At 70.0% G+C, this 25,569-nt stretch carries 27 protein-coding genes and 1 riboswitch; of the genes, 12 read left to right on the plus strand and 15 right to left on the minus strand.

What is annotated here, in order from left to right; translation table 11 throughout:
• Nucleotides 1-108: 108 nt before the first annotated feature.
• From DEIPI_RS0125750 to DEIPI_RS0125765, 5 genes are all read right to left on the minus strand, one after another.
• Nucleotides 109-693, minus strand: a complete 585-nt coding sequence (locus DEIPI_RS0125750; RefSeq protein ID WP_045235210.1) for a hypothetical protein — start codon at nt 691-693, stop codon at nt 109-111.
• Complete coding sequence (locus DEIPI_RS42350; protein ID WP_169737222.1) at nt 665-1,075, minus strand: hypothetical protein; 411 nt, start codon at nt 1,073-1,075, stop codon at nt 665-667. The genes DEIPI_RS0125750 and DEIPI_RS42350 overlap by 29 nt, the downstream gene beginning before the upstream one ends.
• Nucleotides 1,076-1,126: 51 nt before the next feature.
• A complete protein-coding gene (locus DEIPI_RS0125755; protein ID WP_027483683.1) occupies nt 1,127-2,059 on the minus strand; it encodes a phosphotransferase family protein in 933 nt (310 codons plus the stop codon).
• 150 nt (nt 2,060-2,209) lie between these two features.
• On the minus strand, nt 2,210-2,599 hold the full coding sequence (locus tag DEIPI_RS0125760; RefSeq protein WP_157464108.1) for a hypothetical protein: 390 nt from the start codon (nt 2,597-2,599) through the stop codon (nt 2,210-2,212).
• A 334-nt stretch (nt 2,600-2,933) separates the two neighbouring features.
• Nucleotides 2,934-3,326, minus strand: coding sequence for a hypothetical protein (locus DEIPI_RS0125765; protein ID WP_027483685.1), 393 nt, complete (start codon nt 3,324-3,326; stop codon nt 2,934-2,936).
• Between the two features lie 426 nt (nt 3,327-3,752).
• On the opposite strand from DEIPI_RS0125765, the gene DEIPI_RS42355 reads away from it, so the two are divergent.
• Both DEIPI_RS42355 and DEIPI_RS34700 read left to right on the plus strand, forming a co-directional pair.
• A complete protein-coding gene (locus tag DEIPI_RS42355) occupies nt 3,753-4,004 on the plus strand; it encodes a DUF1272 domain-containing protein (RefSeq protein WP_084474977.1) in 252 nt (83 codons plus the stop codon).
• A 178-nt stretch (nt 4,005-4,182) separates the two neighbouring features.
• Nucleotides 4,183-4,257: riboswitch (cyclic di-GMP riboswitch) on the plus strand.
• 8 nt (nt 4,258-4,265) lie between these two features.
• Nucleotides 4,266-5,738, plus strand: coding sequence for a glycoside hydrolase family 30 protein (locus tag DEIPI_RS34700; protein WP_045235211.1), 1,473 nt, complete (start codon nt 4,266-4,268; stop codon nt 5,736-5,738).
• A gap of 66 nt (nt 5,739-5,804) precedes the next feature.
• Here DEIPI_RS34700 and DEIPI_RS34705 read toward each other — a convergent pair whose 3' ends face one another.
• A complete protein-coding gene (locus DEIPI_RS34705) occupies nt 5,805-7,049 on the minus strand; it encodes an acyltransferase family protein (RefSeq protein ID WP_169737223.1) in 1,245 nt (414 codons plus the stop codon).
• An 11-nt stretch (nt 7,050-7,060) separates the two neighbouring features.
• Nucleotides 7,061-9,370: a glycosyltransferase gene (locus tag DEIPI_RS0125780; protein ID WP_027483686.1), complete on the minus strand. Its 2,310-nt coding sequence runs from the start codon at nt 9,368-9,370 to the stop codon at nt 7,061-7,063.
• Nucleotides 9,371-9,746: 376 nt separating this feature from the next.
• Here DEIPI_RS0125780 and DEIPI_RS36235 point away from each other — a divergent pair, with 376 nt between their 5' ends.
• Nucleotides 9,747-11,963, plus strand: coding sequence for a PAS domain-containing sensor histidine kinase (locus tag DEIPI_RS36235; RefSeq protein WP_052352029.1), 2,217 nt, complete (start codon nt 9,747-9,749; stop codon nt 11,961-11,963).
• Between the two features lie 263 nt (nt 11,964-12,226).
• Here the strand turns inward: DEIPI_RS36235 and DEIPI_RS0125790 are convergent, their stop codons facing one another.
• Complete coding sequence (locus DEIPI_RS0125790) at nt 12,227-13,159, minus strand: aminoglycoside phosphotransferase family protein (protein ID WP_027483687.1); 933 nt, start codon at nt 13,157-13,159, stop codon at nt 12,227-12,229.
• Between the two features lie 154 nt (nt 13,160-13,313).
• On the opposite strand from DEIPI_RS0125790, the gene DEIPI_RS34715 reads away from it, so the two are divergent.
• Together DEIPI_RS34715 and DEIPI_RS0125800 are read left to right on the plus strand one after the other, a co-directional pair.
• Nucleotides 13,314-13,664 carry an ArsR/SmtB family transcription factor gene (locus tag DEIPI_RS34715; RefSeq protein ID WP_045235212.1) on the plus strand — a complete coding sequence of 117 codons (351 nt, stop codon included), beginning with the start codon at nt 13,314-13,316 and terminating at the stop codon, nt 13,662-13,664.
• Complete coding sequence (locus DEIPI_RS0125800; RefSeq protein ID WP_027483688.1) at nt 13,661-14,194, plus strand: SRPBCC domain-containing protein; 534 nt, start codon at nt 13,661-13,663, stop codon at nt 14,192-14,194. Before DEIPI_RS34715 ends, DEIPI_RS0125800 begins: the two co-directional genes overlap by 4 nt.
• Before the next feature lie 76 nt (nt 14,195-14,270).
• On the opposite strand, the gene DEIPI_RS34720 is transcribed toward DEIPI_RS0125800, so the two are convergent.
• Nucleotides 14,271-14,873, minus strand: a complete 603-nt coding sequence (locus tag DEIPI_RS34720; RefSeq protein ID WP_045235213.1) for a GGDEF domain-containing protein — start codon at nt 14,871-14,873, stop codon at nt 14,271-14,273.
• 68 nt (nt 14,874-14,941) lie between these two features.
• Entirely contained in the window at nt 14,942-15,358 is a 417-nt protein-coding gene (locus DEIPI_RS0125810; RefSeq protein WP_027483689.1) for a response regulator, read from the minus strand.
• Nucleotides 15,359-15,813: 455 nt separating this feature from the next.
• Between DEIPI_RS0125810 and DEIPI_RS34725 the strand changes: the two genes are divergently transcribed.
• Nucleotides 15,814-16,278 (plus strand): tyrosine-type recombinase/integrase, encoded by a 465-nt coding sequence (locus DEIPI_RS34725; RefSeq protein WP_052352030.1) that lies wholly within the window; start codon nt 15,814-15,816, stop codon nt 16,276-16,278.
• Nucleotides 16,279-16,319: 41 nt separating this feature from the next.
• Here the strand turns inward: DEIPI_RS34725 and DEIPI_RS0125820 are convergent, their stop codons facing one another.
• Together DEIPI_RS0125820 and DEIPI_RS34730 are read right to left on the minus strand one after the other, a co-directional pair.
• Nucleotides 16,320-17,603, minus strand: coding sequence for an NAD(P)/FAD-dependent oxidoreductase (locus tag DEIPI_RS0125820; protein WP_027483690.1), 1,284 nt, complete (start codon nt 17,601-17,603; stop codon nt 16,320-16,322).
• On the minus strand, nt 17,600-18,673 hold the full coding sequence (locus DEIPI_RS34730) for a semialdehyde dehydrogenase (protein ID WP_045235214.1): 1,074 nt from the start codon (nt 18,671-18,673) through the stop codon (nt 17,600-17,602). Before DEIPI_RS34730 ends, DEIPI_RS0125820 begins: the two co-directional genes overlap by 4 nt.
• Before the next feature lie 266 nt (nt 18,674-18,939).
• Between DEIPI_RS34730 and DEIPI_RS0125830 the strand changes: the two genes are divergently transcribed.
• Nucleotides 18,940-19,134: an HAD family hydrolase gene (locus tag DEIPI_RS0125830; RefSeq protein WP_027483691.1), complete on the plus strand. Its 195-nt coding sequence runs from the start codon at nt 18,940-18,942 to the stop codon at nt 19,132-19,134.
• 75 nt (nt 19,135-19,209) lie between these two features.
• Here the strand turns inward: DEIPI_RS0125830 and DEIPI_RS0125835 are convergent, their stop codons facing one another.
• Nucleotides 19,210-19,815: a hypothetical protein gene (locus DEIPI_RS0125835; protein WP_027483692.1), complete on the minus strand. Its 606-nt coding sequence runs from the start codon at nt 19,813-19,815 to the stop codon at nt 19,210-19,212.
• A gap of 305 nt (nt 19,816-20,120) precedes the next feature.
• Between DEIPI_RS0125835 and DEIPI_RS0125840 the strand changes: the two genes are divergently transcribed.
• The 3 genes from DEIPI_RS0125840 to dinB all read left to right on the plus strand — a co-directional run bounded on the left by DEIPI_RS0125840 (nt 20,121) and on the right by dinB (nt 22,461).
• Entirely contained in the window at nt 20,121-20,441 is a 321-nt protein-coding gene (locus tag DEIPI_RS0125840; RefSeq protein ID WP_157464110.1) for a hypothetical protein, read from the plus strand.
• Between the two features lie 31 nt (nt 20,442-20,472).
• Complete coding sequence (locus DEIPI_RS0125845; protein ID WP_027483694.1) at nt 20,473-21,111, plus strand: HD domain-containing protein; 639 nt, start codon at nt 20,473-20,475, stop codon at nt 21,109-21,111.
• 270 nt (nt 21,112-21,381) lie between these two features.
• Nucleotides 21,382-22,461 carry a DNA polymerase IV gene (dinB, locus tag DEIPI_RS0125855; protein ID WP_281173269.1) on the plus strand — a complete coding sequence of 360 codons (1,080 nt, stop codon included), beginning with the start codon at nt 21,382-21,384 and terminating at the stop codon, nt 22,459-22,461.
• A gap of 64 nt (nt 22,462-22,525) precedes the next feature.
• On the opposite strand, the gene DEIPI_RS36240 is transcribed toward dinB, so the two are convergent.
• Nucleotides 22,526-23,170: a CAP domain-containing protein gene (locus DEIPI_RS36240; RefSeq protein WP_157464112.1), complete on the minus strand. Its 645-nt coding sequence runs from the start codon at nt 23,168-23,170 to the stop codon at nt 22,526-22,528.
• Nucleotides 23,171-23,542: 372 nt separating this feature from the next.
• Here DEIPI_RS36240 and DEIPI_RS0125865 point away from each other — a divergent pair, with 372 nt between their 5' ends.
• Together DEIPI_RS0125865 and DEIPI_RS36245 are read left to right on the plus strand one after the other, a co-directional pair.
• Nucleotides 23,543-24,553, plus strand: a complete 1,011-nt coding sequence (locus tag DEIPI_RS0125865; protein WP_027483696.1) for an NAD-dependent epimerase/dehydratase family protein — start codon at nt 23,543-23,545, stop codon at nt 24,551-24,553.
• Nucleotides 24,554-24,563: 10 nt separating this feature from the next.
• Nucleotides 24,564-25,211 carry a TetR/AcrR family transcriptional regulator gene (locus DEIPI_RS36245; RefSeq protein WP_052352032.1) on the plus strand — a complete coding sequence of 216 codons (648 nt, stop codon included), beginning with the start codon at nt 24,564-24,566 and terminating at the stop codon, nt 25,209-25,211.
• Between the two features lie 70 nt (nt 25,212-25,281).
• Here the strand turns inward: DEIPI_RS36245 and DEIPI_RS0125875 are convergent, their stop codons facing one another.
• Nucleotides 25,282-25,566 (minus strand): hypothetical protein, encoded by a 285-nt coding sequence (locus tag DEIPI_RS0125875; protein WP_027483697.1) that lies wholly within the window; start codon nt 25,564-25,566, stop codon nt 25,282-25,284.
• Between the last annotated feature and the right edge of the window lie 3 nt (nt 25,567-25,569).

A 25,569-nucleotide genomic window follows, 5' to 3' on the forward strand; every position in this document is an offset into this window, starting at 1 on the left:
TCACGCGCTCCGTTCTACCGCACTGGCCGCGTCCTCGTGCACCGGCCGGTTCTCGTGAGCGTCAGCGTGTTCCTTCCGTCGTCCTGACACCCACGTCGGACGGCGCCCTCAAGATTCGAGTGTCGAACTGAGGCGCGCCGACCGGCTTCCCCACACGACAGCCACGGCCGCCACCACCCCACACGTCATGAGCGCGAGCAGCGACGTGACGTGCTTCGCCGTCGTCACACCGCTGAGGAGCACCGATCCGCCCGAGGTCCGTGTGGGGAAGCTGAGCAGCGCCTGCCACAACAGGGTGTTCTCCAGCAGGTCGAGCAGCAGCGGCACGACCGGCACCCACACCAGGGCGCGCCACACCCCCGACCACCTCAACGCCCGGGCGGACAGCCGTAATGCGAGCACCTGCACCAGCGCGAACAGCACCGGGTACAGGGTGTCCGCCACGAGGATCCGCTCGTATGCCCGTCGTCCCTCCACGCCCAGCGTCGTGAGGAGCGTGTCCACCTCGGCGGGTGGGTAGTGGAAGCGCACGTCGAGCGGCACGGCGCCCGGCACGACCTTCCCGAGCGCGGAGAGACTGAACGGTAACTTCGCGTGGAAGAACAACCCGTAGCCGACGAGGTACACCACCAGCACGAGGGCGAACAGGCGCGGCGTGAGGCCGTCATCGGAACGGGCTGGAAGAGCGGGCACGCCACAGTCTAGGGGACCGGTGGTGAACAGGACGCCTTCTCTCAACTCGGGCGCTGGTGACTACATACCTCCTAGAATCCCCGGACTTTCGACGCGTCCTGATCGTTGTTCTTGTCAGGCTGAGGATACGGGCCCGTTCGAGGGTGCGGCGGTCGAGGACGTTCACGCCGACGGTGAGCGTTTTGCGCAGTGTGACCTGCTTGATCGTTCCGTCGTGCGCGAGCAGCAGTCGACGAAGCGCCGTGCGCATGAAGTCCGTGCGGTTTTGGTGGAAGCTTCCGGAGTCGAGGACGTCGATCCGACGGACGTTCACGACGTCGACGTTGAGCGCGCGTTTTTCCGACCTATCCAATGGCGCCGCCGAAAACCCTTCGGGGACCATCTCCGGGGATGGTCTCCGGGGGGAACAGCCTGGCGGGCGCTCGTTGCCGGGTCAGACGAGGGTGGTCCTCCAGCGCGGGTCCGGCAGGCCCACGAGGGTTCGCACGAGGTCCAGCAGCATCCCGAGCGGACGTTCCGCCCACGACTTGTCGGGTTGCGGCCCACGGCGCAGCAGGAACAGCGCGAGGTGCAGTTGCCGCGCGACGATCCGGGCCTCGAACGTGTCGTCGCTCGGCGTTCCTCGAACGTCTCGGTAGCCTTCGAGCATGAACGGCACGGCAGCCAGCGGCATGCCCGCGAAGTCGTGCGCCGCGTCGCCCCAGCCGCACGCGCCCCAGTCGAGCAACGCCACGAACGCTCCGGTCGGGAGCACCATCACGTTCGTCGCCTGCATGTCGCCGTGCCGAAACACGGCGGTGTTCGGCGCGGAGCCGCCGAGGTCACGCAGGTGCGCGAGCCACGAGGCCAGCCAGCGCGCATCGAGCGCTCCGAGGTACCCTTGTTCGGCAAGCTCGTCCGGCCAGGAATCGGGCGGCGGCAAGTCTTCGAGCGCCAAGGCGTCGAGCGCGGAGCCTCGCCGAACACCGTCGTGCAGGCGGGCGAGGTCTCGGCCCACCTCGCGGTACGCGTCGGGCGTCTCGATGGGCGGCCGGCTCAGGAGTTCGAGCGGTTCGCCGGGCACGCGCTCGTACAGGCCGTACGGCACGGGCAGCAGGTCGAGCGCGTCGTCGAAGGCGAGGAGGGCGGGCGTGCGCAGGCCCAGCGACCGCGCGGTCGGCACGGCGAGGGCTTCTTTGCGCGTCGCCTCCGCGAAGTCGGGATGCTCGCGGGGCACGCGCAGGATCACGTGGTCGCCGACGGCGAAGATCGCGTTGAAGATGCCGCCGCTCGGCAGCCGGACGACGCTCGATCCGGTCATGTTGTGGCGCGCGAGGACCGCGTCGAGGCGTTCGGGCGAAAGGTCGGGAAAGGCGGGCAGCTTCAAGGCTGCCCCGCGCTACGAGGTTCGGGACGCAGGGTCAATGGACCGTCCTCCGAGTGGGCGAAACGCTTCGGGTCGATGCGAACGTTCATGTAGTCGACGTCGGACATTCACCACCTCCTGATCGAAGACGAGTTCACGGTACGACGGGCGTCACGAACGGCGCATCCGCGAAACGGCGAGAGCGCTTGGCAGGAAGGTCAGCAGCACCCAGGTTCGCCATGCGAGGCCGGGCAGCAGGACGTCCCAGCGCACCGACATCCCCACGACGAAGTACAGGGCGAGCAGCGCGAGCGGCACGACCGCGAAGACCCGGTAGAATCCGTACGCGGCGCGAATCACGGCGTCGTCGATGTTGCTTCGCCCGACGCGGTCGAGGACAGCGGCGAGCACCAGGATGGCGGCGGCGAGCGTGACGTCCACGACGCCCGCCCAGCGCTGCACGGAGCTCGCGGGCAGCAGCGACGCGACGACCGGGAAGAGGGCGGACGCGGCGAGCAGCAGCGCGGCGGTCAGGGGAAGCCTGCGAGAAGGGCGAGGCATGGCGACGCCGTCATCGTCGCGCATCAAGGTGCTCGAACCACGCCTCGGGCGAGTCCACGACGCCTTCTACCGCCTCAAAGGGCCTGTCTGACGTCGGCAGACGCATCACCTCTTTCCGCAACGGCGCGTCCGCTTCCCACGCCCGCGCCACCGCAAGCGCGAGTGAGCCTCGCGTTCCAGACTCGTCAGGCCAGCCGTACAGCGAACTCCAGGGGCCCGCGCGTGGGACGTTCCGCTATCGGGCGCGAAGGATGTTCATGTATGAGCCCCACGGGTTGGTCGATCCGTGGGGCTCCGCCGCTGAGGGACGGCTACGTGGGGGGGCAGAACAAGGTCATGGATCCCGGCGGTACGACTTGAGCTCCATCTTGAAGCGGTCCTCGTCGAACTTCCCGTCACTGAACACCATCACCAGGTTGCGCGAGGCGCCGCTGACGTTGAGTGTCTTCGACATCAGGTCCGCGGTGCCGAGCGCACGCCCGGCGGGAACGACCGTGAAGCCATGGTCCCCCAGGGTCATGGGCATGCCTTGGAAGGTGGTGGTGTAGGGGAACATGCTTCGCGCGACAAGTTGTCCGTCCACGTACATGTCCACGAGTTGTGCGGGGCCAGAGGTGGTTCTGAGCCAGACGGTGGCGGAGTTGGTGGCGTTGAGGGCCGGCGGGGCGCAGGCGGTCAGCAGGTTCGAGACGAGGGCTGTGAACACGATCGCGATGGTCCGACGCATGAGGCGCTCCTTGGGGAGGGGCTCCTTGAGGTGCTTGCGGCGTGACTGCCGTCCCTCAACGCGAGCGTAGGACGCAGGTGCATTAAACGCTTGATGAAGCTAGAAACGTCCCTATATGTCGTGCACATCGCCGAAGCATCATGGTGAATGAAGGTCGACCTACAGGTGGAGGTGGACGACACGTAGTCGGAGTTACCAGAACCTTCTCCGCGTGGTTGGCTCAATCGTCTCCTTAAGGCCCCGTCCCGACCGTCAGGCACCCCACGCGCTCCACCAGAAGCGCGAGTTCCCCATTCGACGTCGGATCCAGGGCCCGACGAAGCCGGCGCATGCGATGCTCTCCTGGTGGGTCGCGGGCATGCGTCAGGGGAGCGGGCGTCTCCACCCCGGCGACGTCCCCACGAATCGGTCAGGGTACGCTGAGCCATGCTGGAACTGCGTCCCAATTGCGAATGCTGTGACCGCGACCTGCCGCCGGACGAGCCCGACGCGATGATCTGCACCTTCGAGTGCACCTTCTGCCGCGACTGTGCCGAAGGTGTCCTCGGGGGCGTGTGTCCCAATTGCGGTGGGAACTTCTCACGTCGACCGATCCGTCCGGCGGGGGCGTTGCTGCGGCATCCCGCGTCGACGGTGCGGGTCCTCCAACCGCACGGGTGTCTGCCGCGGATCCGTTGAGGTCGTGTGGTGAGCGGCCCGGGTGAGTCGTGCCCGGTCGCGTGAGGTGTGGACCGGGCGCGCGGTGTCAGCGTGATCTGATTCCAGGGGTCGACGCGGCGCCGCGTGTGGGTTCCGCCGGTCTCATCACGGAACGCTCATGCGTTCTTTATACTTCTCGTGGTTCTCTCACGAGAGCGAGACGAAACGGCAAACCTGTCGCGAGGCAGGGACGCAACGCCACGGGACCCACGCGGTCAGCCGGGCTACCGAAACGACCTCATGACCTACAAGCGCACCCTCGCGCCGGCCCTCCTCATCGCCCTCCTCACCGCCTGCGGCGCCTCCACCCCCACCTCCACCCCCGCCGCGCCCCCCACCCCCACCCTCGTCGTCACTCCCACCGCCGCGCCCGCCACCTCCACCGTGAACGGCTGGCTCACCACACCCGACGGCAGCAAGCGACTCGCCGCGCAGACCCTCAACCTCAAAAGCGGCCTCACCGCGAGCACGAACGACCTCACGATCGACCCCGCCACCACATACCAGACCATCGAGGGCTTCGGCGCGGCCCTCACCGAGTCCAGCGCGCACCTCATCGACACGCTGCCTCCCACCGGTCGCGCGGACCTCCTGCGCACCCTCTTCGACCCCACCTTCGGCGCCGGACTCAGCTACGTCCGCATCCCGCTCGGCGCGTCCGACTTCGCCCTGTCGAGCTACACCTACGACGACGTCCCCGGCGGCGGCGCCGACCCCACCCTCGCGAACCTCAGCGTCACCCGCGACGAACGACACGTCCTGCCCGTCGCGCGCGCCATCCGCGCCGCGAACGGCGCCGTCCGCTTCATGGGGAGCCCCTGGAGCGCGCCCGCCTGGATGAAGGACGGCGGCGTCCTCGAAGGTGGCCGTCTCGCCCCGACCGCGCTGAACACCTACGCGGCGTACCTCACGCGCGTCGTCACGCAGTACGCCGCGAGCGGCGTGCCGCTCAGCACCCTCACCCTGCAGAACGAGCCGCGCTTCAGCACGGGCGCGTACCCCAGCATGGCCCTCGAACCCGCCGACGCCGCCCGCGTCGCGGTGAGTCTCGCGAGCGGCCTGCGAGACGCCGGGCAACCCACGAAACTGCTCGGCTGGGACCACAACTGGGACGACCTCGGTTACGCCCGCGCCCTGCTCGGCGATCCGGACGCGCGCGCCGCGCTCGCCGGGACCGCCTGGCACTGCTACGCGGGTGACGAACGCGCCATGAGCGACGTCAAGTCCGCCTTCCCCGACAAGGACGTGTACTTCACCGAGTGCAGTGGCGGCGGCTGGGCCACGAACTGGGGCGCGAACCTCGCGTGGACGACCGAGCACCTCACCATCGGCGCGACCCGCAACTTCGCGAAGACGGTGCTGCTCTGGAACCTCGCCCTCGACCCCCGGGGCGGCCCCACGAACGGTGGGTGCGGCAACTGCCGCGGCGTCGTCACGATCGACCCCGCCACGGGCGCCGTGACGCTCAACGAGGAGTACTACGCCCTCGCGCACGTCGCCAAGTTCGTCCGGCCCGGCGCGGTCCGCGTCGCGAGCGCCACCTTCGGCGCGGGCAACGTGCAGTCCGCCGCGTTCGTCAATCCCGACGGGACGCGGGTGATGCTGATCCTCAACGGTTCGGGTGGCGCGCGCAAGTTCAACGTGATCGAGAAGGGCCGCGGCTTCAATGTCAACCTGCCCGCCGGGAGCGTCGCCACGTACGTCTGGCGTTGAGTTCGGACGACCCGGGCGTCGACCGCCCGCCGGCCGAACCCCGAACGTCCATGTCACGCTCGGCGTTCAGTCGCCCGGCCCCCGTTCCCGCTCGCGTTCACGTTCGTACCGCTCGCGTTCCAGGCGGTAATCGTCCCGCAGACGTCCCGAGGAGGTCATCAGGCCGCGCGCCTCCTCGAAGGGCCGCTCGACCAGGCGGTACGTGAGCGACGCCAGGGCGCCCGCCACGACCAGCAGTACCAGCGCGTTCGTCCAGAACGCACTCGGGGCGGTGCCGATGAGCCAGCCGCGCCGCGCGAACTCCAGCATGATGGGTTCGTGCCACAGGTACACCCCGTACGAGATCAACCCCAGATGCACCCACGTGGGTCGGCTCAGGGCGCGCGCGAAGCGTCCACCTTCCGGGGCGAGCACGGTCGCCGCGAGGAACAGCGTGAACGCCGCGCCCGCGAGGGAGAAGACGAACACGCTCACCCACGCGAGTTCGAGCCGGAACACGAACGTGAACGCCGTGAGCGCGACCGCCAGAACGATCAGCAGCGCCCGCGCGCCGGAGCTCAGGACGCGGGCGCTCAGGGCGGGCACGCACGCGAGGAGCATGCCCATCGCGAAGCTGTCCACGTGCGCGACCGGATTGAAGGTCCAGTCGAACCACGTGCCGCTCGCGTTCAGCGCGAGGAGCGCGGCGGCCTTGTAGGTCACGCCGAGCGTCACGAGGGCGAGCGGGAACGCGACCACCCAGCGTGCCCGGTCGGCTCGCGTCGCGCCGCGTGTCGCGCGCGCGAGGGCCGGGCCCATCACCGCGAGCATCGCGTAGTAGATCACCTCGTTGCCCAGGGACCACGCCGGACCGACCGTCCAGAAGACGTAGCGCGCGTCCCACACGTGCGTGAACGTCAGGTGCTCCACGAGGTCCGTCCACTGTCCCGGGAAGTTCGAGAACCGCAACGCCCACACCACGAGGTACACCGTGAGGTACAGGGGCAGGATGCGCAGCGCGCGGCGGAACACGAACACCCGCGCGGGCTGCGCCGAGCCGCCCCTCACGACCGCGCCGACGACGGGAGCGTACAGCAGGAAGCCGGACAGCGCGAAGAACCACGCGACGGGCGTGTCGAGATTGTGCAGCACGGTGTGCAGGGGCGTGCCTTCATAGAGGTACCGGTCGGCGCCCGTGCCCTGCCGGGTGAACTGGTAGGCGTGGAAGATCACGACGAGCGCCGCGGCGACGCCACGGTACGCCTCGAATTCGGTGTACCTGCGGGGGCGTGTGCCGACGGTCTTCGCTTCGGGGGTGGATGGGGTGGTCACGGCCGTCTCCTTCATTCGCGCTTCTGGTTCGACGAGCGGGGCGTGACCTTCCAGGCGCGTTCACGTCTGACTTCCTTGAGTTGCGCGACGACCGCGAGGAGGTTCTTGTACGGCGTGTAGAACACGCTGCTCAGCACCAGGTACGACACGAACCACCCCGGGCGGCGCCTCAGGTCCGGCTCGGCGCGAAGGTACGCGAACAGCGTCTGCCACGGACCGACGCTGAGGGTGAACAGGCTGGTCAGCACGAAGATCGGCACGAACCAGTTCACGCTCCTGGGAGTGGGGCCGTACAGCCAGAACAGCACGATCGGGAACATCTGCAGCGACAGGATCGGGTAGAGTTCACGCCACGCGAGCAGATGCACGAAGCCGAACTTCTGCCGCAGCGTGAGCTTCCTGGAGCTCAGCGCGACCAGCAGATGCCGCAGCGACACCTGAAACCAGCCCTGCGCCCACCGCAGGCGCTGATTCGTGAGGGCCCTCAGGGTGGTCGGCGCGAGCTCACGCGACACGAGGTACGGGTCCGAGCCGATCCGCAGACCGCCCTCGACGGCGCGCAGGGCGCTGTCGATGTCCTCGGTGAGCATGCTGCCGCGCATGCGGATGCGCCGCAGCACCTCGGTCCGCCAGAAGCCGTTGCTGCCGCCGAAGATGCCGAAGTCATGCATGCGCGCGCGTCCCGGGTGACTCACGGCGTAGATGCTCTCGAACTCCACCGCGACGAGCCGCGCGATCCAGCTCTCCTCACCGTTCCGGATGAAGCAGTGCCCCTGCACGACGTCCCAGCCGTTCGACAGCCACCGCCACGCCCGGCGGAAGCCGTCGGGGTCAGGGTGATGATCGGCGTCGTACACGCCCGTGAACTCACCCGTGACGAGCGACAGGGCCGCGTTGACGTTCTGCGCCTTGCTGGTGCTGCCCTCCACCCGGAACGGCACGAACCGCGCGTCACGCCGGGCGAGGTCGCGCAGAGCCTCCTCGACGGGCAGGTCGCGCGGCGTGTTGTACGCGAGGATCACCTGCAGCCCGGCTGGGTAATCGACCCGCAGGAACGCCTCGACCGTCTCGAGCACCGTCGCCGCCTCGTTCGGGAGGTACGCCGCGATGATCGCGCTCGCCCGGGGGTACGGCGCGCCGATCTCCGGCGGCGGTTGGGTGGGGTTGAGCGCGAGGAGCCCCTCGAGGATGATCAGCGCGGCCGTGGCGACGAGCGCGACGACGACGAGGACGTACATCGCGGGCGTGATGTCGATCCCGGCGAGCGCGAGCGCGGTGTACAGGAAGAACGGCAACGCGATCAGGATCACGCCGACCAGCAGGGCCTGCACGGGCAACCGGAGCGTCTCGCGCAGCCTCGCCGCGAACTTCTCGCGGGGCGAGCGGACGCGTCCATGCACGGCCGGGTCGTACATCACCGGGATCAGATCGAGGTGCGACGCGGCGAACGTCAGGGCCGTGCGTGCCTGCGCGCGAAGCGACGACGCGGCCAGGCCGCGTCGGTACTGCGTCACGCCGATCGACGGGGTGAGACGCAGGTGATCTCCGTGGAAGGTGAAGTCATGCCCGACGATGCGGGCGGACAACGCGCGCGCGTACGCGAGGGCCGTCTCGGGTGTCGTCTCCGGCATGAGCAGCGACAACGTGCTGTCCTCACCACGCGCGAGCACGTCGAGTGGACGGTCCGCGCTCACGATCAGCTGCCGCAACTGCCGGAAGAGACTGACGTCGAGCTGAGCGCCGTACACGTCACGCAGCGCCGTGAGTTCCTCGATCTGGATGCTCGCGAGGCACAGCGGGTGCGTGGTGATCGCCGCGCGGTCGAGTTCGCGGCTCAGCGGCCCGTCGAAGGTCGTCTCGGTGAGCAGGCCGGTGCGGCGGTTGGTGGATCGCCGCGCCAGCGGCGTGGGTGGACGCGTGAGCTTCGCGTGGATGCGGGCGCGAAGCTCACGCACGTCGACCGGGCGGGACACGAAGTCGTCCGCGCCCGCCTCGAGCACCTCGACGACGTCCTCCACGCGTTCCTTGTGCGTCAGCACGATGATGGGGAGGTCCTCGAGGGTGGGTTCGGCGCGGATACGGCGGATGAAGTCGACGCTGTCGATCTGCTCCGAGGAGGACGCGGTGATCAGCACGTCCGGCTGGAACTCCCCGAGCAGCGCGAGCGCCTGCGGTCCGGTACTGGCCGCCGCGACCTCGTACCCCGCGCCGATCAGGTCGATGGTGAGCTGACCGGCGCGTGTGTCGTCCGGTTCGACGAGCATCACGGTCGGTCGGGTCGTGGTGGAAGGGGAACGCGCGTGATCGGGGAGGGTGGACATGAGACCTCCTGGGACGTCAACCAACGCCAGCGTAGGAAAAGTCACATGCGCTTCCTTGTGCGGCGCATGCAGACCGGTTCATACGTGATCGAACGCTGAGGAACGTGGGCGAGGCACCCCGGCACGACGTGTCCGCACCTCCGAATCCGACGGGAGTCACGAGCGTGCCCGTTCGCGCTGGCCGTACCGCGTCCACCACTCGGACGTCACGTCATGCGGCCCGTCCGTCATAACGTCGGATGCCCGGCGCGCTCGTCACGCATGAACCCGCGGTCACGGGAGCCGCCGTCGTGTTCGGTTCAGCCCGGCACTCCATCCCCTTCCCCGCATCACCTGACAGTGCCCGCGTCACCTCAGGCGGTATGCTGCGGCCCTCATGCGCCCCGATCGTCCCTCCTCCGCGCCTCCCCACGATCCGCTCTTCGACGAGCCGGGCGAGATGGCCGCGCGGATGCGCGACGTCGACTGGAGCGCCACACCGCTCGGCCCTTCCCGCGACTGGCCCGCGGCGCTGCGCACCCACGTCCACCTGATGCTGGCGTCCAGGCAACCCATGTACATCGCCTGGACTCATGACCTCCTCGCGCTCTACAACGACGCGTACCGCCCCATCCTCGGCGACAAGCACCCCCGGGCGCTCGGTTCCCGCACCGCCGACATCTTCGGGCACGACGGCTACCCCGGCCTCGAACCCGTGTTCGACGCGGCCCTGCGCGGCGAGAGCGCCGCGTTCGAGAACCTGCTCGTGCCGCTCGTCCGCGACGGCTACATGGAGGAGTGCTACTTCGACGTGGGCTTCACGCCCGTGTACGACGCGGACCGCGTCGCCGGGGTGTTCTGCTCCGTGATCGAGATGACCGACCGGGTGCTGGCCGCGCGGCGCACACGCACCCTCGCCAGGCTCACCGACGCCCTCCTGGGGGCGCGCGACACGCCCTCGCTCGTGCGGGCCGCCCTGCGCGTCGCCGGGGACAACCCTCAGGACCTGCCGTTCGTGCTGCTCTACCAGACCCTCACCGGGGAGGACGCGCGGCTCCTCGGGTCGGTCGGTCTCGAAGGCGAACACCTTGAGGGGTGGCGCTCCCCGCCGCCCGGGTGGTTCACGGCGGACGAGACGTGCGTTCACGACGTCGAGGCGTGCCGGGCGAGCGCGTGGCCGGAACTCGTGACGCGCGTGGCGGCGCTGCCGCTCGGCGGCCCTGGTGAATCGGGGCCGCGGGGGCACCTCGTCGTGGGGCTCAACCCACGGCAGGCGCTCGACGACGCCTACCGGGACTTCCTGCGGCTGTTCAGTGGACAGCTCGCGGCGGCCGCGCGGAGCGCGCGGCTGACCGAGGCGCTGCGGCAGCGCAACGAGGAGCTCGACGCGCGCAACCGCGCCCTCGGCGCTTTCGAGGAGTGGACGCACGACCTCAACGTGAATCACGATCCGTACGCGTTGATCGAGCGCGCTCAGGCGCTCGCGTGGAGCCTGCTGCCCCTCGCCGCCGCCGCGTACTACGAACTCGACGGTGACCGCTGGTTCGTCCGGCGCATGCTGGGCGAGTACGGCAACGCGGAACTCGCGGCCGCGCACGCGGCGGGCATGCCGCACGCCACGACGATGAGTCTGCGCAGGCCCTTCGAGACGGGTGAGACGGATTTTCAGGGCGTGTACGACGTGAACGTGGACCAGATGGCGCCGCACGTCACGCACGTCAGCGCCACGGCGATGGTGCCGCTCAGAACCTCGCGTGGAGTGAAGGGCGTCTTCGGACTGGCGGTGTTCGGCCGACAGGGCTGGTCGAGCGCGGAACGCACGATCGTCGAGACGCTCGGACGCAGCCTCGGCCTCGCGCTCGACCGGATGGAGCAGATGGCGGACCTCGCGAGGGAACGCGAGCGGCTCGCGGCGCGCACGGCGTCACTCGCGAGCGCGAACGAGGAGCTCGAGGCGTTCGCGTACAGCGTCTCGCACGATCTGCGTACGCCGGTGCGGCACATCCTGGGCTTCAACGAGCTGCTGCGCAAGTCCTTCGGGAGCACCCTGGACGTCAAGCCGGCCCGGTACCTGGAGGTCGTGGAGCAGGCCGCCACGCGGATGGATCACCTGATCGACGCGATGCTCGACCTGTCACGGTCGTCCCGCGCGCCGCTTCAGGTGCGGCAGGTGAACCTGGACGCGCTCGTGGCGTCGGTGCGGGTCGAGCTGGAAGCGGACGCTTCCGAGCGCGTCCTGTCGTGGCGGGTGGCGGCGTTGCCGCTCGTGCCGGGCGATCACGACCTGCTGCGGCAGGTGCTGCTCAACCTCATGTCGAACGCGGTGAAGTACACGCGAACGCGGGCGGAGGCGGTGATCGAGGTGTGGACGGAGGAGCGTGCGGACGAGTGGGCGGTGCTGGTGCGCGACAATGGCGTGGGCTTCGACCCGAGATACGCGAACAAGCTGTTCGGGGTGTTTCAACGCCTGCACAGGCAGGAGGAGTTCGAGGGGACCGGGGTGGGTCTCGCCAACGTCCGGCGGATCGTACGGCGGCACGGCGGGCAGGTCTGGGCCGAGGGCACGCCGGACGGCGGGGCGACGTTCGGGTTCTCCCTGCCGAAGCTCGCGTGACCCCGTGCGGACGCGGCGGCCCGGGCTGACGTGATCGGCGGCCGTCGCCACCCGCGCGGTCGTGCCGCGAGGCGGACCCTGCGCTCGTGAACCTCCGCCTGCGTGACCGGTCGCGCGGCGGTTCTGCACGTCAGAGCAGGGACGGCACGGCCGGATGGTAGATCCGTTCGAGGGTGTCGCGTTCGGTGAACTGCGCGCCCGCCTGGGACGATGGTCAGTCGGGCCCGAATCCGGCGTGGAGCCGCGCGAGCCGCGTCCCCTCCTCACGGTCGCCCTCCCCTTCTCGTGGCCGCGTGGTCCAGCAGCACCTCACGCAGCACGCGCCGGGCAGCCCGCGACACCTCGCCCGAGACCTCGTCGTTCGCGCGTCTCGCGTCCCGCACCTGCAGCAGGGCCTTCCACACGGCCCACCCGCGCGCGCGCGACCATGTGCGCTCGTCGTTCCCGAGCTCGGCCTTGAACACCGCGCGGCTTTCGCCTTCGAACAGTGTCCAGGCGAGCACGAGATCGCAGGCGGGATCGCCGACGCCGCAGCATCCGAAGTCGATCACGCCCCGGAGGCGGCCCTCGTGGACGAGGAGGTTGTTCACCGCGACGTCCCCGTGGAACCACACGTCGTGCCCGTCCCAGGGTGCGTCGAGCGCCGCCGTCCACACCGCGTGGAGCGCGTGGGTGTCCACCTCGCCTTCCAGGTCGTTCAGGCAGGTGGTCGTCTCCTCGTCGTACGTGGCGAGCGGCCCTCCGCGGAAGGCGGAGTGCAGTCCGGGTCGGGGGCCGTCGCCGGGCGGCACGGACCGCAGGTCCCGCAGGAAGCGGGCCACGTCGGAAGCGAAGACGCTGAGGTTCGGGAGGTTCGTGGGGCTGGCGGGCTGACCTTCGAGCCAGCCGTACACGGACCAGGGGTAGGGGTAGCGTTCGGAGGGCTGCCCGAGCGCGACGGGCACGGGGACGTTCCAGGGCAGGGACGCGGCGAGGACGGGCAGCCAGCGGTGTTCCTTGGCGACCTGGGGGACGTACCCCCGGGCGCTGGGGAGGCGAGCGCAGAGGTCGTTTCCGAGGCGGAAGGTGCGGTTGTCCCAGCCCTGCGGGGAGGCGGGTTCGATGGGGAGGTGCGCCCAGTGGGGGAACTGGGTGGTGATGAGTTGCCGCACGAGGCCGGGGGTGAGCGTGTCGGGGTCGAAGGGAGCGGTGGGCATGGTTCATGGTGGCCGCGTGGGGGTGAGGGTGAGTGAGGGAAGCGGTCGCTTGGGATGATCGTTCGCGTTCGTCCGGCTATATTCCTTGACTTGAATATTCCCAGTGTGGTATATTGAGGGTGTTCGAACCCCACACCCCGGATAGGAGGTGCCCGTGAACCCCACGACCCTGAGTGCCCTCGCCGAACCGAGCCGACTGCACATCGTCGAACTGCTCATCCGGCAACCGCTCACGGTCGGCGAGATCGCCACACGACTGCACATCCGGCAACCCCAGGCGTCCAAACACCTCCGCGTCCTCGCAGACGCCGGCATCATCGAAATCCAGGCGGTCGCCAACCGCCGCATCTGCCGCCTCCGCCCCGAACCCTTCAGGGACCTCGACGACTGGCTCACCCCCTACCGCCGCCTCTGGCAGGGCCGCCTCGACCGCCTCGACGACTACCTCCAGGAACTCCAGCAACACCCGCACCCGACACCGGACACCGAAGGAGAAGCGCCATGACCACCTCAAGCAACGAAGGCCGCGTCACTTCCCACATCGAAGGGGACCGCGAACTGATCCTCGAACGCGTCTTCCAGGCGCCCAGAGCGCTCGTGTTCGCCGCCTTCTCCCGCCCTGAGCACCTCCGGCACTGGTGGGGACCACGCGGCTGGGAACTGCCCGTCTGCACCGTCGACTTCCGCGTGGGCGGCCGCTGGCACTACTGCATGAAATGCGTCGACGAAACGCAGGGAGAGTTCTACGGCATGGAATCCTGGGGGCTCGGCCTCTACGAGGACATCGAACCGGACAAACTCATCCGCTACACCGACCACTTCTCCGACGCGGACGGCCACATCAACGGGAGCATGCCCTCCACGCTCGTCACGCTGACCTTCGAGGACACCGAACGTGGCGGCACCAGGCTCACCAACCGCGCCACCTACGCCTCCAAGGACGCCCTCGACCAGGTTCTCGAGATGGGCATGCTGCAGGGCGTCACGCAGACCTGGGACCGTCTCGACGAGTACCTCGCGGACAACCGCGGCTGAACCGCCCGATCGAACCGCACGGACCTGCGCGCCTCCCCCGGATCGAGGGGTGGGGCGCAGGTCGGCGTGGAGGTCGTCAGGATCTGGCCGGGGTGTGGTCGAGCACGCGGGCTGGGCGACCTCGGCGACGTCGGGAGCGTTTGGCGCGGTACATACGCGCGTCCGCCTCGCACAGCAGCAGGCCCAGCGCGCCCGCGCCGTCCAGGCATTCGGCGTGGCCGGCGCTGACGGTCACGTGCAGCGCCCGGTCGTCGATCCGCACCTCTTCTCGCAGCGCCGCTCGGAGCGCGCGGATGACCCGTTCGGGTGAATCCGGATCTCCGGCGGGCAGCAGGACCGCGAATTCGTCCCCGCCGAGACGTACGACCTGTCGGTGAGGGCCGAGGGTTCGCTGGAAGCGCGTGGCGACCTCGCGCAGGACCGCGTCGCCCGCGGCGTGACCGTGCGTGTCGTTCACGAGCTTGAATCGGTCGAGGTCGAGGACGATGACGGCCCCGCCGTGCTGCGTGAAGGTGGTGGCGTGGAGCGTCCACCAGGCGCGGTTGGGCAGGCCGGTGAGGGGATCGTGCAGGGCCTGGTGGCGCCAGTAGTCCACGAGGGCGCGGAGGCGTTCGAGTTCCATCGTGACGTTGAGGGTGACGTCGTCGCTCGTGGGCAGGTGGTTGCTGGTGGCCTTCACGGTCGCCTCCGGTGGGTGCGGGTGTCGATGGGCGCGGCAAGGACGGATAAGGCGTCGGGCGTGAGCGGTCAGCAGGCGTGTCCGGCCGTGGGGACGGCGAGGAGGGCGGTGAGCGCGGTGACGAGTTCGTGCTCGGTGAGTGGTTTGACGAGGTAGGCGTCCGCGCCGAGCGTGAGGCTGCGCTGGCGGTCGTGGTCACGACCGGAGGTGCTGCACACCACGATCTTGACGTGCGCGGTGAGAGGGTGTGCGCGCAGGGCGGTGAGGACGTCGTGACCGTGCAGGCCGGGCATGTTGAGGTCGAGCAGCACGAGGTCGGGCAGGACGCCTGGGGTGGTGAGTTCGCGCAGGGCCTCTTCGGGATCGTCGTGGTGGGTGACGAGCGCGTCGGGCGCGACCTGGTCGAGGGCGATGCGGGTGAGTTCGACGTCGAGGTCGTGGTCGTCGATGATCGTGACGCGTGGAGCGCCTGTGGTGAGGATCATGGAGGCTCCTGGTCGCGTGTCGCGCGGAGTGGTTCGTGATCGCCGGATGTCGCGGTGAGGGAAGGTTAGCATTCCTTCACCGGGCGGTCGTGTCGTTTCGTCGCTCGTAAAGTCGAGCGTGAGAAGCGGGAGGGCGTCGTCGTACGCGCGTGTCCAGGGCGGGGTCAGGACGTGAAAAGGATGGGGTGCGGCTCATGATGGAGCGTCGTTGTGTGGCCGTGAAAGGATGACGTGGTGTGACGTCGTGGGTTCGCGGACGTCTTTGGCTTCCTCACGGGGCGGGGTGGGTGTCGGGGCGCTCCGGGTGGGATGCAGGGGGCTTCTCGTCGATCCTGGAGCCTCACCCCATTCTCATGTCGCGGGTGCGGTCAGGACCGGGCACGAACGCCCGGCGATCCGGCATCCGGGTCGCCGGAACTTCGACGTGACCGCCCCGACCCTCCGGGGAGCATCGCATGACCCTCGACCACGCCCGTCACGACCTCCACACCCGCACGCACGAACACCTCGCCCTCACGTGGGACGACGTCCACCTCGACACCCCCCACCCCACCCTGATCGTCCGGTCCGGAAAGGGCCGCAAGAGCCGCCGCGTTCCCCTCAGCGACCGCCTCCGCGACGCCCTCAGCGCCTACCGACCCCTCCCGCGACGCACGTCACACCAGGACGCGTACCTGCTGCCCTACCGCACCTGGGCAGGCGCCGCGCGCCACCTGCGCCCCCTGTTCGATCGTGACGACGGCGGCAGCGACCGGCGCGGCTTCCACGCCTTCCGCAACTCCATGGGCACCCGCCTCTACGACCAGCTCGAGGACTTCGTCGCCGTCGCCGAGATCCTCGGACACGTCAAGATCGACACCACCCGAGCGTACGTCCGCGTCGGCCAGGGCCGAGCCCGCAAAGCCCTGCGCGGCTGGTGAACCGACGCCCGACACTTCGACGAACGCGTGGAACGTCCGGTCTAGCGGAACTCCTCGGACGGGCGGGGCGACGTGCCGTGACGTGCCCGCCCGACCCTCCCCGCTCGGGCGGCGCCTTGCCCTTCGAGGGTGCGTCCACGCGTGAAGGTCCGCGCCCAGTCCGTCAGGACGCGCGCGCCCTGACGGCGGGAGGGCATGTACCACGCGAAGAACCCCAGCCGCAGCAGCCAGCCCGCGAGACCCGTGAATTGCAGGCCACGCAACTCCGTGACGCCCCGCCCCACGCCGACGCTCGCGGCCTGACCCAGCCCGCGGTACGTGAAACGTCTCGGGGGGCGGCCCAGCAGGGACCGCGCGGCGTTCCCGCCCGCCCACATGCCGTGCTTCATCGCCCAGAGCGCGTTCGTCGGGCACACGCCACCCCCGACGTGCTCGACGAGCGCGGCGTCTCCACCGGCGAGGATGTCCTCGTGACCGCGCACGCGCAGGTACGCGTCGGTGACGAGTCGGCCACGCCCGTCACGCGGCAGTGCCTCCGTACCGGGGAGCGTGTCGTACGCGACGCCCGCGGTGAGCAGCGTGAGGTCGGATTCGACGACCGTGCCGCCCTGCAGGTGCACTTCTCGCGCGCCGACGCGTTCGGCGCGCACCCCGAGGTGAAGGGTCACGCCCAGCGCGCGCAGTTCACGCTCGGCGTACTCCGCGAGCCGCGTGAAGCGAGGCCGGAGTTCGTCCAGGATCCGGTCGCCGCTCGTGACGAGGTGCACGCGCACCTCGCGCTTCCTGACGTCGCGGGCGAGTTCGGCGATCGCGGCCGTCATCTCCACACCCGCGAAACCCCCGCCGATCACCACGATCCGCAGGGGATCACCGTCCGTCTGGAGTTCCGCGTGCAGGCGCGTGTGGAAGGCACGCAGGTCACCGCTCTGCTTGAGGCGCCACGCGTGCTCGCGCACTCCGGGAACGCGTTCGATAGGATCGCGTGAGCCCATGCCGAGCAGCAGCCGGTCGTACGTGAGCGTACGCTGCGTATGGTCGGGCAGACGCACCGTCAGCGAGCGTGACGTGAGCTCGACGTGTTCGGCGCGGGCGTGCAGGAACGTCGCGTGAGGCACCAGGCCGGGCAGGGGTGTGCGGACATGCTCGGCCCTCACGACGCCGCCGAGCACTTCGCCCGTCCAGCCGTGGAACGCGTGATGATCGCTCGCGCTGACCAGCGTGACGCGCACCTCGCCGCGCCGCACCTCCCGCCTTGCCTCACGCAGCACCGCGCGGTACGCGTCCACCCCGAAGTACCCCCCGCCGACGATCACGATGTGCTTCACGCGGTCACCGCTTCACGCGGCGCGCCGTCGAACGCCCCCTCGGGCAGGAGCCGACCGAAGGACCGGAAGGGCGCGAGGCGGAAGCCGAGATGCGCGTGCCGCTCGGCGAGGCGCAGCATCACGCGCGCCTTGTCCGCGTCGGGCGCGCCGATGGAGAAGTGCGCGCTCTGCCCGTCGAGCGCGAGGAGCATCGTCTCCGCGAGGCAGGCGTACGCCACGCCCCTCGCGAGACCGATGGTGCCGCGCAGACGCATCCCGGGCACGTCCACGAGGCCACCGTCGATGACGGTGACGTCAGGGCGGGTGCGCGTGAGCGACGCGTCGGTGTTGCGGGGCTGGGTGTCGTCCAGGACGATCGCGCCCGGGCGGAGGTGCTCGTCGCGCAGCAGCGCCTCGGTGGCGCTGGTGAGCAGCACGACGAGGTGCGCGGCGCGCACGTCCTCCATGCGGGTGCTGGTCGTGACGTGCGCGCCCTGACGGCGCACTTCGCCCGCGAGGGTGTCGAGGCGGCCCTGGTGGCGCGCGACGAGCAGGAGCCTGGCGTCCACGCGTCCCGCGAGGAGGCGGGTGAGGCAACTGCCGACGCTGCCGGTCGCGCCGACCAGCGCGACCGTGGAGCCCTCGGGCAGGCTGGGCAGCAGTCGGTCCACCGCGAGGGCGGTCATGGCGGCGGTGAAGGCGTTGCCGTTGGTGACGCCGATGTCGCCTCGGGACTGCAGGACCTTGCCGCCGAGCGTGGCGGGCGCGGTGAGGGCGCCGAGCCCGACGACGCTCGCGCCCAGGTCACGCGCTCGGTCGACGGCCTGATGGATGCGGGCGTGCACGGTCGCGCGGGGCAGGCGCAGCAGTTGCGACGCGCTGAGCGGAACGGTGACGAGCCACCCGGCGGTCTCGGAGGGGGCGTCGTCGTAGCGGACCTCACCCGTGACGAGCGGCGGGATGGGCAGGCGCCTGAGTGCGCCGCGCAGGACGGCGTCGGGGACGAGGCCGAAGGCGGGGTGGAGGAGCTGACGCAGGTCGTCGCGCAGGGTGTCGCGCGGGTGAAGCAGGAAGGCGAACTTCGTTCTCATGGGTCTCCTTGTGGGCGGGCGCCCTGACGCCGCACAGTAGGAGGCCGAGGATGATCTCACGATGGCGAGCTCGTCCGGTGTTCGCGCGTGGAGGTGGCGGCCGTGGGTCGGGACGGCGTCCGTGGGAGCCCGTATGGCGTGACGGGTTTCTGTCGACGTGACGGCGCCACTCCGGACTGGACTGGTCGGGCGAGGACCGCCCGGCGGGGTACGGGAAGGGCCGCGTGGCGTGACGGCTCGCGCACGATCATCCGGGGTGGCGTCCGGTGTTTGTCGGGAGCGATCTGCCCGCCGAGGCGGCCTTCACGGTGGTCGACATGCTCGGCGGGACGAGCGGGAAGGTCAGCGCGGGCGCGACCTGCACGCGCCGACGTGTCGCCGCGACCGACGTGACGGCCCTCCTGGGCGTGTGGGCCGCCCCTGCTCGTGCGGACGGCTCGACCGGTCGGCGGGGATCGTGACGGACGCGGTCGAGCGAGTCGGGTTCGTGAACGTCGAGGACAGCGCGAAACCGCCGAGGTCCGCCCGGGCGATCCTCACGCGTCGTCCGTCCAGAGTCTCGCCTCCCCGGACGACACGTCCACACCCGACACGAAGCGCTCCACGTCATGGTGCCGACTGCCGTTCGGAACCCAACGTCCCGGCGAGTTCGGCAAGACGCGCGGCGCGCTGAGGTTCGTCTTGACCCACTCGGTCACCTGCGCGAGCGCCGACACCTCGAACGCGGCGGGCAGCACCAGCTGCGACGCCGTCCCGGCGGCCTGCACGTGCACGGGCACGCCCGCGTCCGCGAAGCGCGGGTGACGCGTCTCGAAGGTCCTCGTGACGATCCGCGCGGGCACGTCGACCTCCACGACGTGCGCGCGCGTGCCGATGAGGAGCAGACCGGTCGTGAGGGCGCGCGGCAGCCAGCGAGCGTTGACACGCAGGTGCGCGCGCACCGTCAGGGTCGGGTGCCGCGCGCTGATCGTCCGCGCGAGCCGCACGGCCTCCTCACGCGAAGCGTCCGGCAGGACCAGCTCTATCCCGCCGTCCGTGATGTCCACGTGCGTGACGCCCGCCGCGGGAAGGTCCTCGGTCAGTGCGGCGTCGGCCTCGGCGGGCATCGGCAGGTGAATCAGGTGGATGGTCTTGCCGTTCACGAGAACGCTCCTCTGCTGGCGCTCGCTCCGAAGCGGCCGGGAAGGTGGTGTGCTCCGCAGGATACGCGCTTCACGCGCGGAAGGTTCCGGCACACTTCACCGCCGACCGCCCGGTCACGTCGCCGCGTGCCGATCGGGCGCCGCGCCTCCAGGTCACGCGTGAGGGTCTCCTGTTCACGACCCGACGCCTCACTTCACGCGAGGCGACACCCTCGCCGAGCGTCCGGCACGCTACCCTGAGAAGGAACACGCCCGTCCGGTCGAACCGCCGGATGATCACCGACCCTCAACTTCGAGAGGCCCTCATGACCCACGAACAGGACCTGCCCATCACCACGTACTCCGCCCAGCCCGGACAACCCGGGGTGCTGCTGATCACGCTGGTCGGCCCGGACCGCACGGTCACGACCGAGCTCCGAATTCCCGACGTCGTCCTTCAGGTTTCCCCCGTCGTGCCCGTGTACCCCGGCGAGCTCCCGGTCGGTTCCGCGACCAGCTTCCGGTTCGAATGCGCCCGCGCGTTCACGGAGGACGAATTCCGGGAATTCGCGTTGCGGGTCGCGGCGCGACAGGCGGAACCGGACGGGCTGCTCGGCGCGATGCAGAAGTTCCTGCTGCCGTACTGACCACGACGAAAGAGGCCACGAAGGTGAACTCTTGACCACCGACCCCACCTCGCGGGCGCGTGAGCGCTGGGCGCACCTCGCGGCGCGGCTGAACGTGCCGCCCGACTTCGATCTCGTCCTCGACGATCTGCTCGTCCGGCACGCCCAGCCCTGGCGGGCGTACCACACCCTGTCGCACGTGCTCGACGTGCTGCGCGTCCTCGACGGTCTGGACGTCTCGGACCGGGAGGCGGCCGAGCTGGCCGCGTGGTTTCATGACGCGGTGTACGATCCGCGCCGGGCGGACAACGAGGCGCGCAGCGCGCAGCTCGCTCGACGCTCGCTGGCGTCCATCCTGCCGGAGGCGCACGTGGAGCGCGTCGTGTCGCTGGTGCTGGCCACGGCGACGCACGAGTGCGGCGGGGACGAGGACGCGGCGGCGTTCGTGGACGCGGACCTCGCGGTGCTGGGCGCGCCACGCCCGCGGTACGCGCGGTACGCGAACGCCATCCGGCGGGAGTACGCGTGGGTGCCCGAGGAGGCGTACCGGGAAGGTCGCGCGCGGGTGCTGCGCGGCTTCCTGGGGCGCGCGCGGCTGTACGTGACCCCGGGGATGCGTTCGGCGTGCGAGGTGACGGCGCGCGCGAACCTCACGTGGGAACTCGCGCGACTCGAGGACAAGGGGGTCTGAGGGTCGGTCGCGCGGTCCCTGCCGCGCCGCCGCCGCCGTCCTCTCCTCTCGGCCAACGTGCTCGACGCCTGCGGTCGGCTGGTGCCGATGCTGTCGTCGCTGCTCGTCCTGGACGTGGTGGACGTCGTGGTGGCGACGCTGCGCGCGCCGCTCATGTGACGCCGCGCGCAGGGCCCGATCGGTGGCGGGCCTCTCTGGATGAGGCGTCCGCCCGGGGAGGTCTCGCCCGGAGCGTTTTGCTCGTGACGTAGACTTCCCTTGGAGTTCAGCGTGAGACGGATCCTGCATTGCGATATGGACTGCTTCTACGCGGCCGTGGAGGTCCGTGACGACCCACGTCTACGTGGTCGGCCCGTCGCGGTGGCGTGGCGTGGTCCGCGCAGCGTCGTCACGACCGCGAGTTACGAGGCCCGGCGGTACGGGGTGCGCAGCGCGATGCCCCTGCGGACGGCGCTGGCGCGCTGCCCGCACCTCGTGGTGATCGAGCCGCGCATGGACGCGTACCGGGAGGCGTCACGGATCGTGATGGAGGTGTTCCGGACGTACACGGACCTCGTGGAGCCCCTGTCGCTCGACGAGGCGTTCCTCGACGTGACCGAACCGAGGTTCGGACCGAGAAGCGCGACGCTCGTCGCGCGGAACGTAAAACGTGAGGTGTTCGAACGGACGGGCGGCCTCACGGTCTCGGCGGGCGCGAGCAGCACGAAGTTCGTCGCGAAGCTCGCGAGCGGCATGAACAAACCCGACGGACTGACGGTCGTGCGTCCCGAGGAGGTGGAGGCGCTGATCGCGCGTCTGCCCGTGGGGGACTTCTTCGGAGTGGGTCCGAAGACGGCGCGGCGGATGAACGAGCTGGGCATCTTCACGGGGGCGGACCTGCGCCGCGCGGGCGAGGCGGACCTCGTGACCGAGTTCGGGGAGGCGTCGGGGCGGCACTTCTGGCGGATCGCGCGTGGCATCGACGAGCGCGCGGTGGATCCCAGCGACGACCGCAAGAGCGTCGGCGCGGAGGAAACGTTCGATGAGGACGTGTCGGACTTCGCGCGTCTGGGTGTGGCGTTGCGCGCCGTCTCCGCGCGCGCCGCCGCGAGGCTCGCGCGTCACGGGCTCGCGGGCCGCACCGTGACTTTGAAGGTGAAGTTCTTTGACTTCGAGCTGGTCACGCGCCGCACGAGCCTGCCGCTGGCCGTGGCGGACGCCGACGAGTTGTTCGTCGTCGCGGGGCGTCTGCTCACGCCGACGTTGCTGTCGGATCGTCCGGTACGGCTGCTGGGCGTGACGGTCTCGCAGCTCGAAGCGTCGGACGCGCCGAACAAGCAACCGCCGCTGTTCGGGTTCGTCTTCCCGTGAGGACCGTCGACCTGCCGACCGACCGGGTGTCAAGCGTCGTCGACGGCGGTCGGTCGGGGGCCGCTCAGCGCGCGGTCAGTGGTCCGGCGGCGAAGTCGTTCGTCCACATGAACTGCCCGTCGCGCACGACCAGTCCCACCCCGGCGTACGCGTGCAGCGGACTCATCAGGTTGACGCAGTGGTCGTGACTGGCGAGCCAGTCGTCGACCGCCTGGCGGGCGCTCGTCTGACCGCTCGCGAGGTTCTCTCCCCACGCGCTGGGCTGCGGCAGACCGGCGTTCAGGAGGCGGTCGATGAGCCTGACGCCGTTCGGGGCGGGGGTGGGCGCGTCGTGAGCGAAGTAGCCTCGGGTGAGCATGTCCGTACCGTGTCGGCGCGCGGCGAGGTGCAGGTGTCCTTCCATGCGGAGCGCGCGGACGCTCGGCATGACGGTGGTGGTGCCGTCCGGTTTCGTGCAGGTGACGCCCCGGGCGCGGGCGTCGTTGACGAGGCCGAGCGCTTCGACTTCCATGGTGGTGTACGCGGCGTCACCGAGGTGTTCGGTCGTGAGTCGGTCCGCGAGGGGGTCGGGTGAGTACCCGGCGGGCCAGGCGTTCGGGTCGGCAGGAGCGCTGGGCGCGGTGTTCGTTCCGGTGGTCTGCCCGCAGGCGCCGAGGGTGAGGGTGAGCAGGACGACGCCGGGCGACGCGAGGACCGCTTTGATGCGCATGAGGTGGAGTGTAGAGGGAAGGGGCGCGGCGCCCGTGCGCACATGCGTCCGGTGTTGGGCGACGTCGTCCGCGTGCGGTGACGCTCGACGGGGAGGTGCAGGTGCAGGTGGACGTCAGTGTGGCCGCCCCGCCAAATGCGGCGTCGCGGGGCGTACCGGACTTCTCGAAGTCGTCACGCCTCGTTCGGTCGCGGTGGGCGGCGTGAAGGTGCCTTCGGGTTCGTCGGTGGGGATGTCCGCGGCGCCTCGGGGGGTCGGGCGGCTCTGGTCGTCGCCCGCGGGACTGTCATACAGGACACTCGACACTGTGCCTCAAAAGTTTACATGATGTTACTCAGAGAGCGAGGTGTTCCCGCTCCTCGGGAGGAAACCATGCGTGTGTTCGTGACCGGCAGCACAGGACTCCTCGGCAGCAACCTCGTTCGCGAACTGCAGGGACGCGGACACCACGTCACCGCCCTCGCGAGATCGCCCGGGAAGGCCCGCGCTCAGCTTCCACCCGGCGTCGACGTCGTCATCGGCGACCTCGACCACCCCCAGGGCTGGACACCCGCACTCGACGGCGTGGACGTCCTGTTCCACACCGCCGCGTACTTCCGCGAATCCTACGCCCCCGGAAATCACACCCACGCCCTGCGTCAGCTCAACGTGAACGCCACCCTCGACCTCCTCGACATCGCCAGCGGGCGCGGTGTGCGCCGCGCCGTGCTCACCAGCAGCAGCGGCGCCATCGGCATGAAACCCGGCGACGAGGACACCCCGGCGAGCGAGACACAACTGCGCAACGCGTACTTCCGCAGCAAGGTCGAGATGGACCGCGCCGTCGCCGACCGCGCCCGCACCCACGGACCCGAGATCGTCACGGTGCTGCCCGGCTGGATGTTCGGACCTCACGACGCGGCGCCCACCAGCGCCGGGGAGATCGTCCTGCGCTTCCTCCGCCGCGGCTTCCCCTTCGCGCTCGACGGCGGCACCAGCGTCGCCGACGCCCGCGACGTCGCGTGGGTCATGGCCGAGGCCGCCGAACACGCCCAGCCCGGCGCGCGGTACGTCGCCAGCGGGCCCTACGTGAGTTTCCGCGAGCTGTTCGACACGCTCGAACGGCACTCCGGCGTGAAGGCGCCGCGTCTCGTGGCGCCGCGAGGCGCCGTCGAGACGCTCGCGCGGCTCGCCGACCTCGCCGCTCGCCTCGCGAACCGACCCTCTCCCCTGCCCCTCGCGGGCGTACGCACCATGCACCTGCGTCATCACGTGAGCGCCGAACGGGCCGCGCGTGAGCTCGGCGCGACCTTCCGGCCGCTCGACGACACCGTCCGGGACACGCTCGCGTGGTTCGCACGGCAGGACGCCTCGTCGATCACCGCGCGCGTCACGACGACCTAGACTGGAGGGCATGATCACGCCCGCTTCCTCCCCCTCGCTTCGAGATCGACGTCGCGCCCGGCGGACCGCCGAGATTCTCGACTGCGCCCTCGCCGTGTTCGGTGAGAAGGGCTATCAGAACGCCGTGATGGACGACATCGCCGAGCGGGCACTCCTGACGCGAGTGGCGCTGTACAAGTACTTCCCGGACAAGCGCAGCCTGCTGCTCGAACTGCGCGCCGTGAAACTCCGGGAAGTCACGGCGCGCATTCGCGGCGCCGTGGAGGCCGAGCGGAGCACCGAGGGTCGCGTACGTGCCGTGCTCTTCGAGTTCCTCGCCTTTCAGGACGAGTACCCGGGGCTGTTCAGGGTGCTGTTCACGTCGAGCCTCGGGCCCGACCTGGGTGACGATCCGGCGTTCGACGCGCTGTTCGCGCTCGTGGGGGAGGTCGTGGCGTCAGGGCAGCGTGACGGTGACCTCGACCCGGAGTTGCCCACGGAGGAACTGGTCGGCTTGATGCTGAGCCTGGCGCTGACCCCGTCGATCAAACGCAACCTCGTTCATGAGGTGGACGGACCGCTCGCGCCGCAGGTCCTGCCGACGGCGTTGCGGGTGTTCCTGCACGGCGCGCGGAAGCGGGGCGGTGAAGGCGGGAACGCCTCCGGGACCGCCAGGTGACCCGCTCGACACGCGACGAGTCCAGACGAACGGACGGGGCGAGCGTCACGATTCCTGTCGTGCGGGCCGATCAGGGAGACGTTCGCGCCGAGGACGCGTCACGGGTGAGGTAACGTTCGATGTCGTGGATGAGGTCGCGTGCGTACTGCTCGGCGGCGTGCCGCTCGAAGTACGGGTCGCGGGTGACGCGGAACCTGCCTCCGTGGGAGGTGACGACGCACACGTGCCATCCGGCCCGTCGGTCGGTCTCGGCGCGTGAGCGGGCGAGTTCGACGGTGGTGACGTGACGCACCAGGACGCGCGTTTCGAGGGGATCGTGACTTTCGAGGTACCCTTCACCGACCGTGTCACTCATGCG

The organism is Deinococcus pimensis DSM 21231, from assembly GCF_000519345.1.
In the GTDB taxonomy this organism is placed as follows: Bacteria; Deinococcota; Deinococci; order Deinococcales; family Deinococcaceae; genus Deinococcus_A; species Deinococcus_A pimensis.

What these genes read in the sequence shown, in the direction of transcription:
- DEIPI_RS42355 (WP_084474977.1), top strand. Translation starts at nt 3,753, where the DNA reads ATGCTGGAACTGCGTCCCAATTGCGAATGCTGTGACCGCGACCTGCCG.
- DEIPI_RS0125760 (WP_157464108.1), bottom strand. Translation starts at nt 2,599, where the DNA reads ATGCCTCGCCCTTCTCGCAGGCTTCCCCTGACCGCCGCGCTGCTGCTC.
- DEIPI_RS0125780 (WP_027483686.1), bottom strand. Translation starts at nt 9,370, where the DNA reads ATGTCCACCCTCCCCGATCACGCGCGTTCCCCTTCCACCACGACCCGA.
- DEIPI_RS0125810 (WP_027483689.1), bottom strand. Translation starts at nt 15,358, where the DNA reads ATGATCCTCACCACAGGCGCTCCACGCGTCACGATCATCGACGACCAC.
- DEIPI_RS0125840 (WP_157464110.1), top strand. Translation starts at nt 20,121, where the DNA reads ATGACCCACGAACAGGACCTGCCCATCACCACGTACTCCGCCCAGCCC.
- DEIPI_RS42350 (WP_169737222.1), bottom strand. Translation starts at nt 1,075, where the DNA reads ATGGTCCCCGAAGGGTTTTCGGCGGCGCCATTGGATAGGTCGGAAAAA.
- DEIPI_RS34700 (WP_045235211.1), top strand. Translation starts at nt 4,266, where the DNA reads ATGACCTACAAGCGCACCCTCGCGCCGGCCCTCCTCATCGCCCTCCTC.
- DEIPI_RS36245 (WP_052352032.1), top strand. Translation starts at nt 24,564, where the DNA reads ATGATCACGCCCGCTTCCTCCCCCTCGCTTCGAGATCGACGTCGCGCC.
- DEIPI_RS0125800 (WP_027483688.1), top strand. Translation starts at nt 13,661, where the DNA reads ATGACCACCTCAAGCAACGAAGGCCGCGTCACTTCCCACATCGAAGGG.
- DEIPI_RS0125875 (WP_027483697.1), bottom strand. Translation starts at nt 25,566, where the DNA reads ATGAGTGACACGGTCGGTGAAGGGTACCTCGAAAGTCACGATCCCCTC.
- DEIPI_RS0125865 (WP_027483696.1), top strand. Translation starts at nt 23,543, where the DNA reads ATGCGTGTGTTCGTGACCGGCAGCACAGGACTCCTCGGCAGCAACCTC.
- DEIPI_RS34725 (WP_052352030.1), top strand. Translation starts at nt 15,814, where the DNA reads ATGACCCTCGACCACGCCCGTCACGACCTCCACACCCGCACGCACGAA.
- DEIPI_RS34730 (WP_045235214.1), bottom strand. Translation starts at nt 18,673, where the DNA reads ATGAGAACGAAGTTCGCCTTCCTGCTTCACCCGCGCGACACCCTGCGC.
- DEIPI_RS0125790 (WP_027483687.1), bottom strand. Translation starts at nt 13,159, where the DNA reads ATGCCCACCGCTCCCTTCGACCCCGACACGCTCACCCCCGGCCTCGTG.
- DEIPI_RS0125765 (WP_027483685.1), bottom strand. Translation starts at nt 3,326, where the DNA reads ATGCGTCGGACCATCGCGATCGTGTTCACAGCCCTCGTCTCGAACCTG.
- DEIPI_RS36235 (WP_052352029.1), top strand. Translation starts at nt 9,747, where the DNA reads ATGCGCCCCGATCGTCCCTCCTCCGCGCCTCCCCACGATCCGCTCTTC.
- DEIPI_RS36240 (WP_157464112.1), bottom strand. Translation starts at nt 23,170, where the DNA reads ATGCGCATCAAAGCGGTCCTCGCGTCGCCCGGCGTCGTCCTGCTCACC.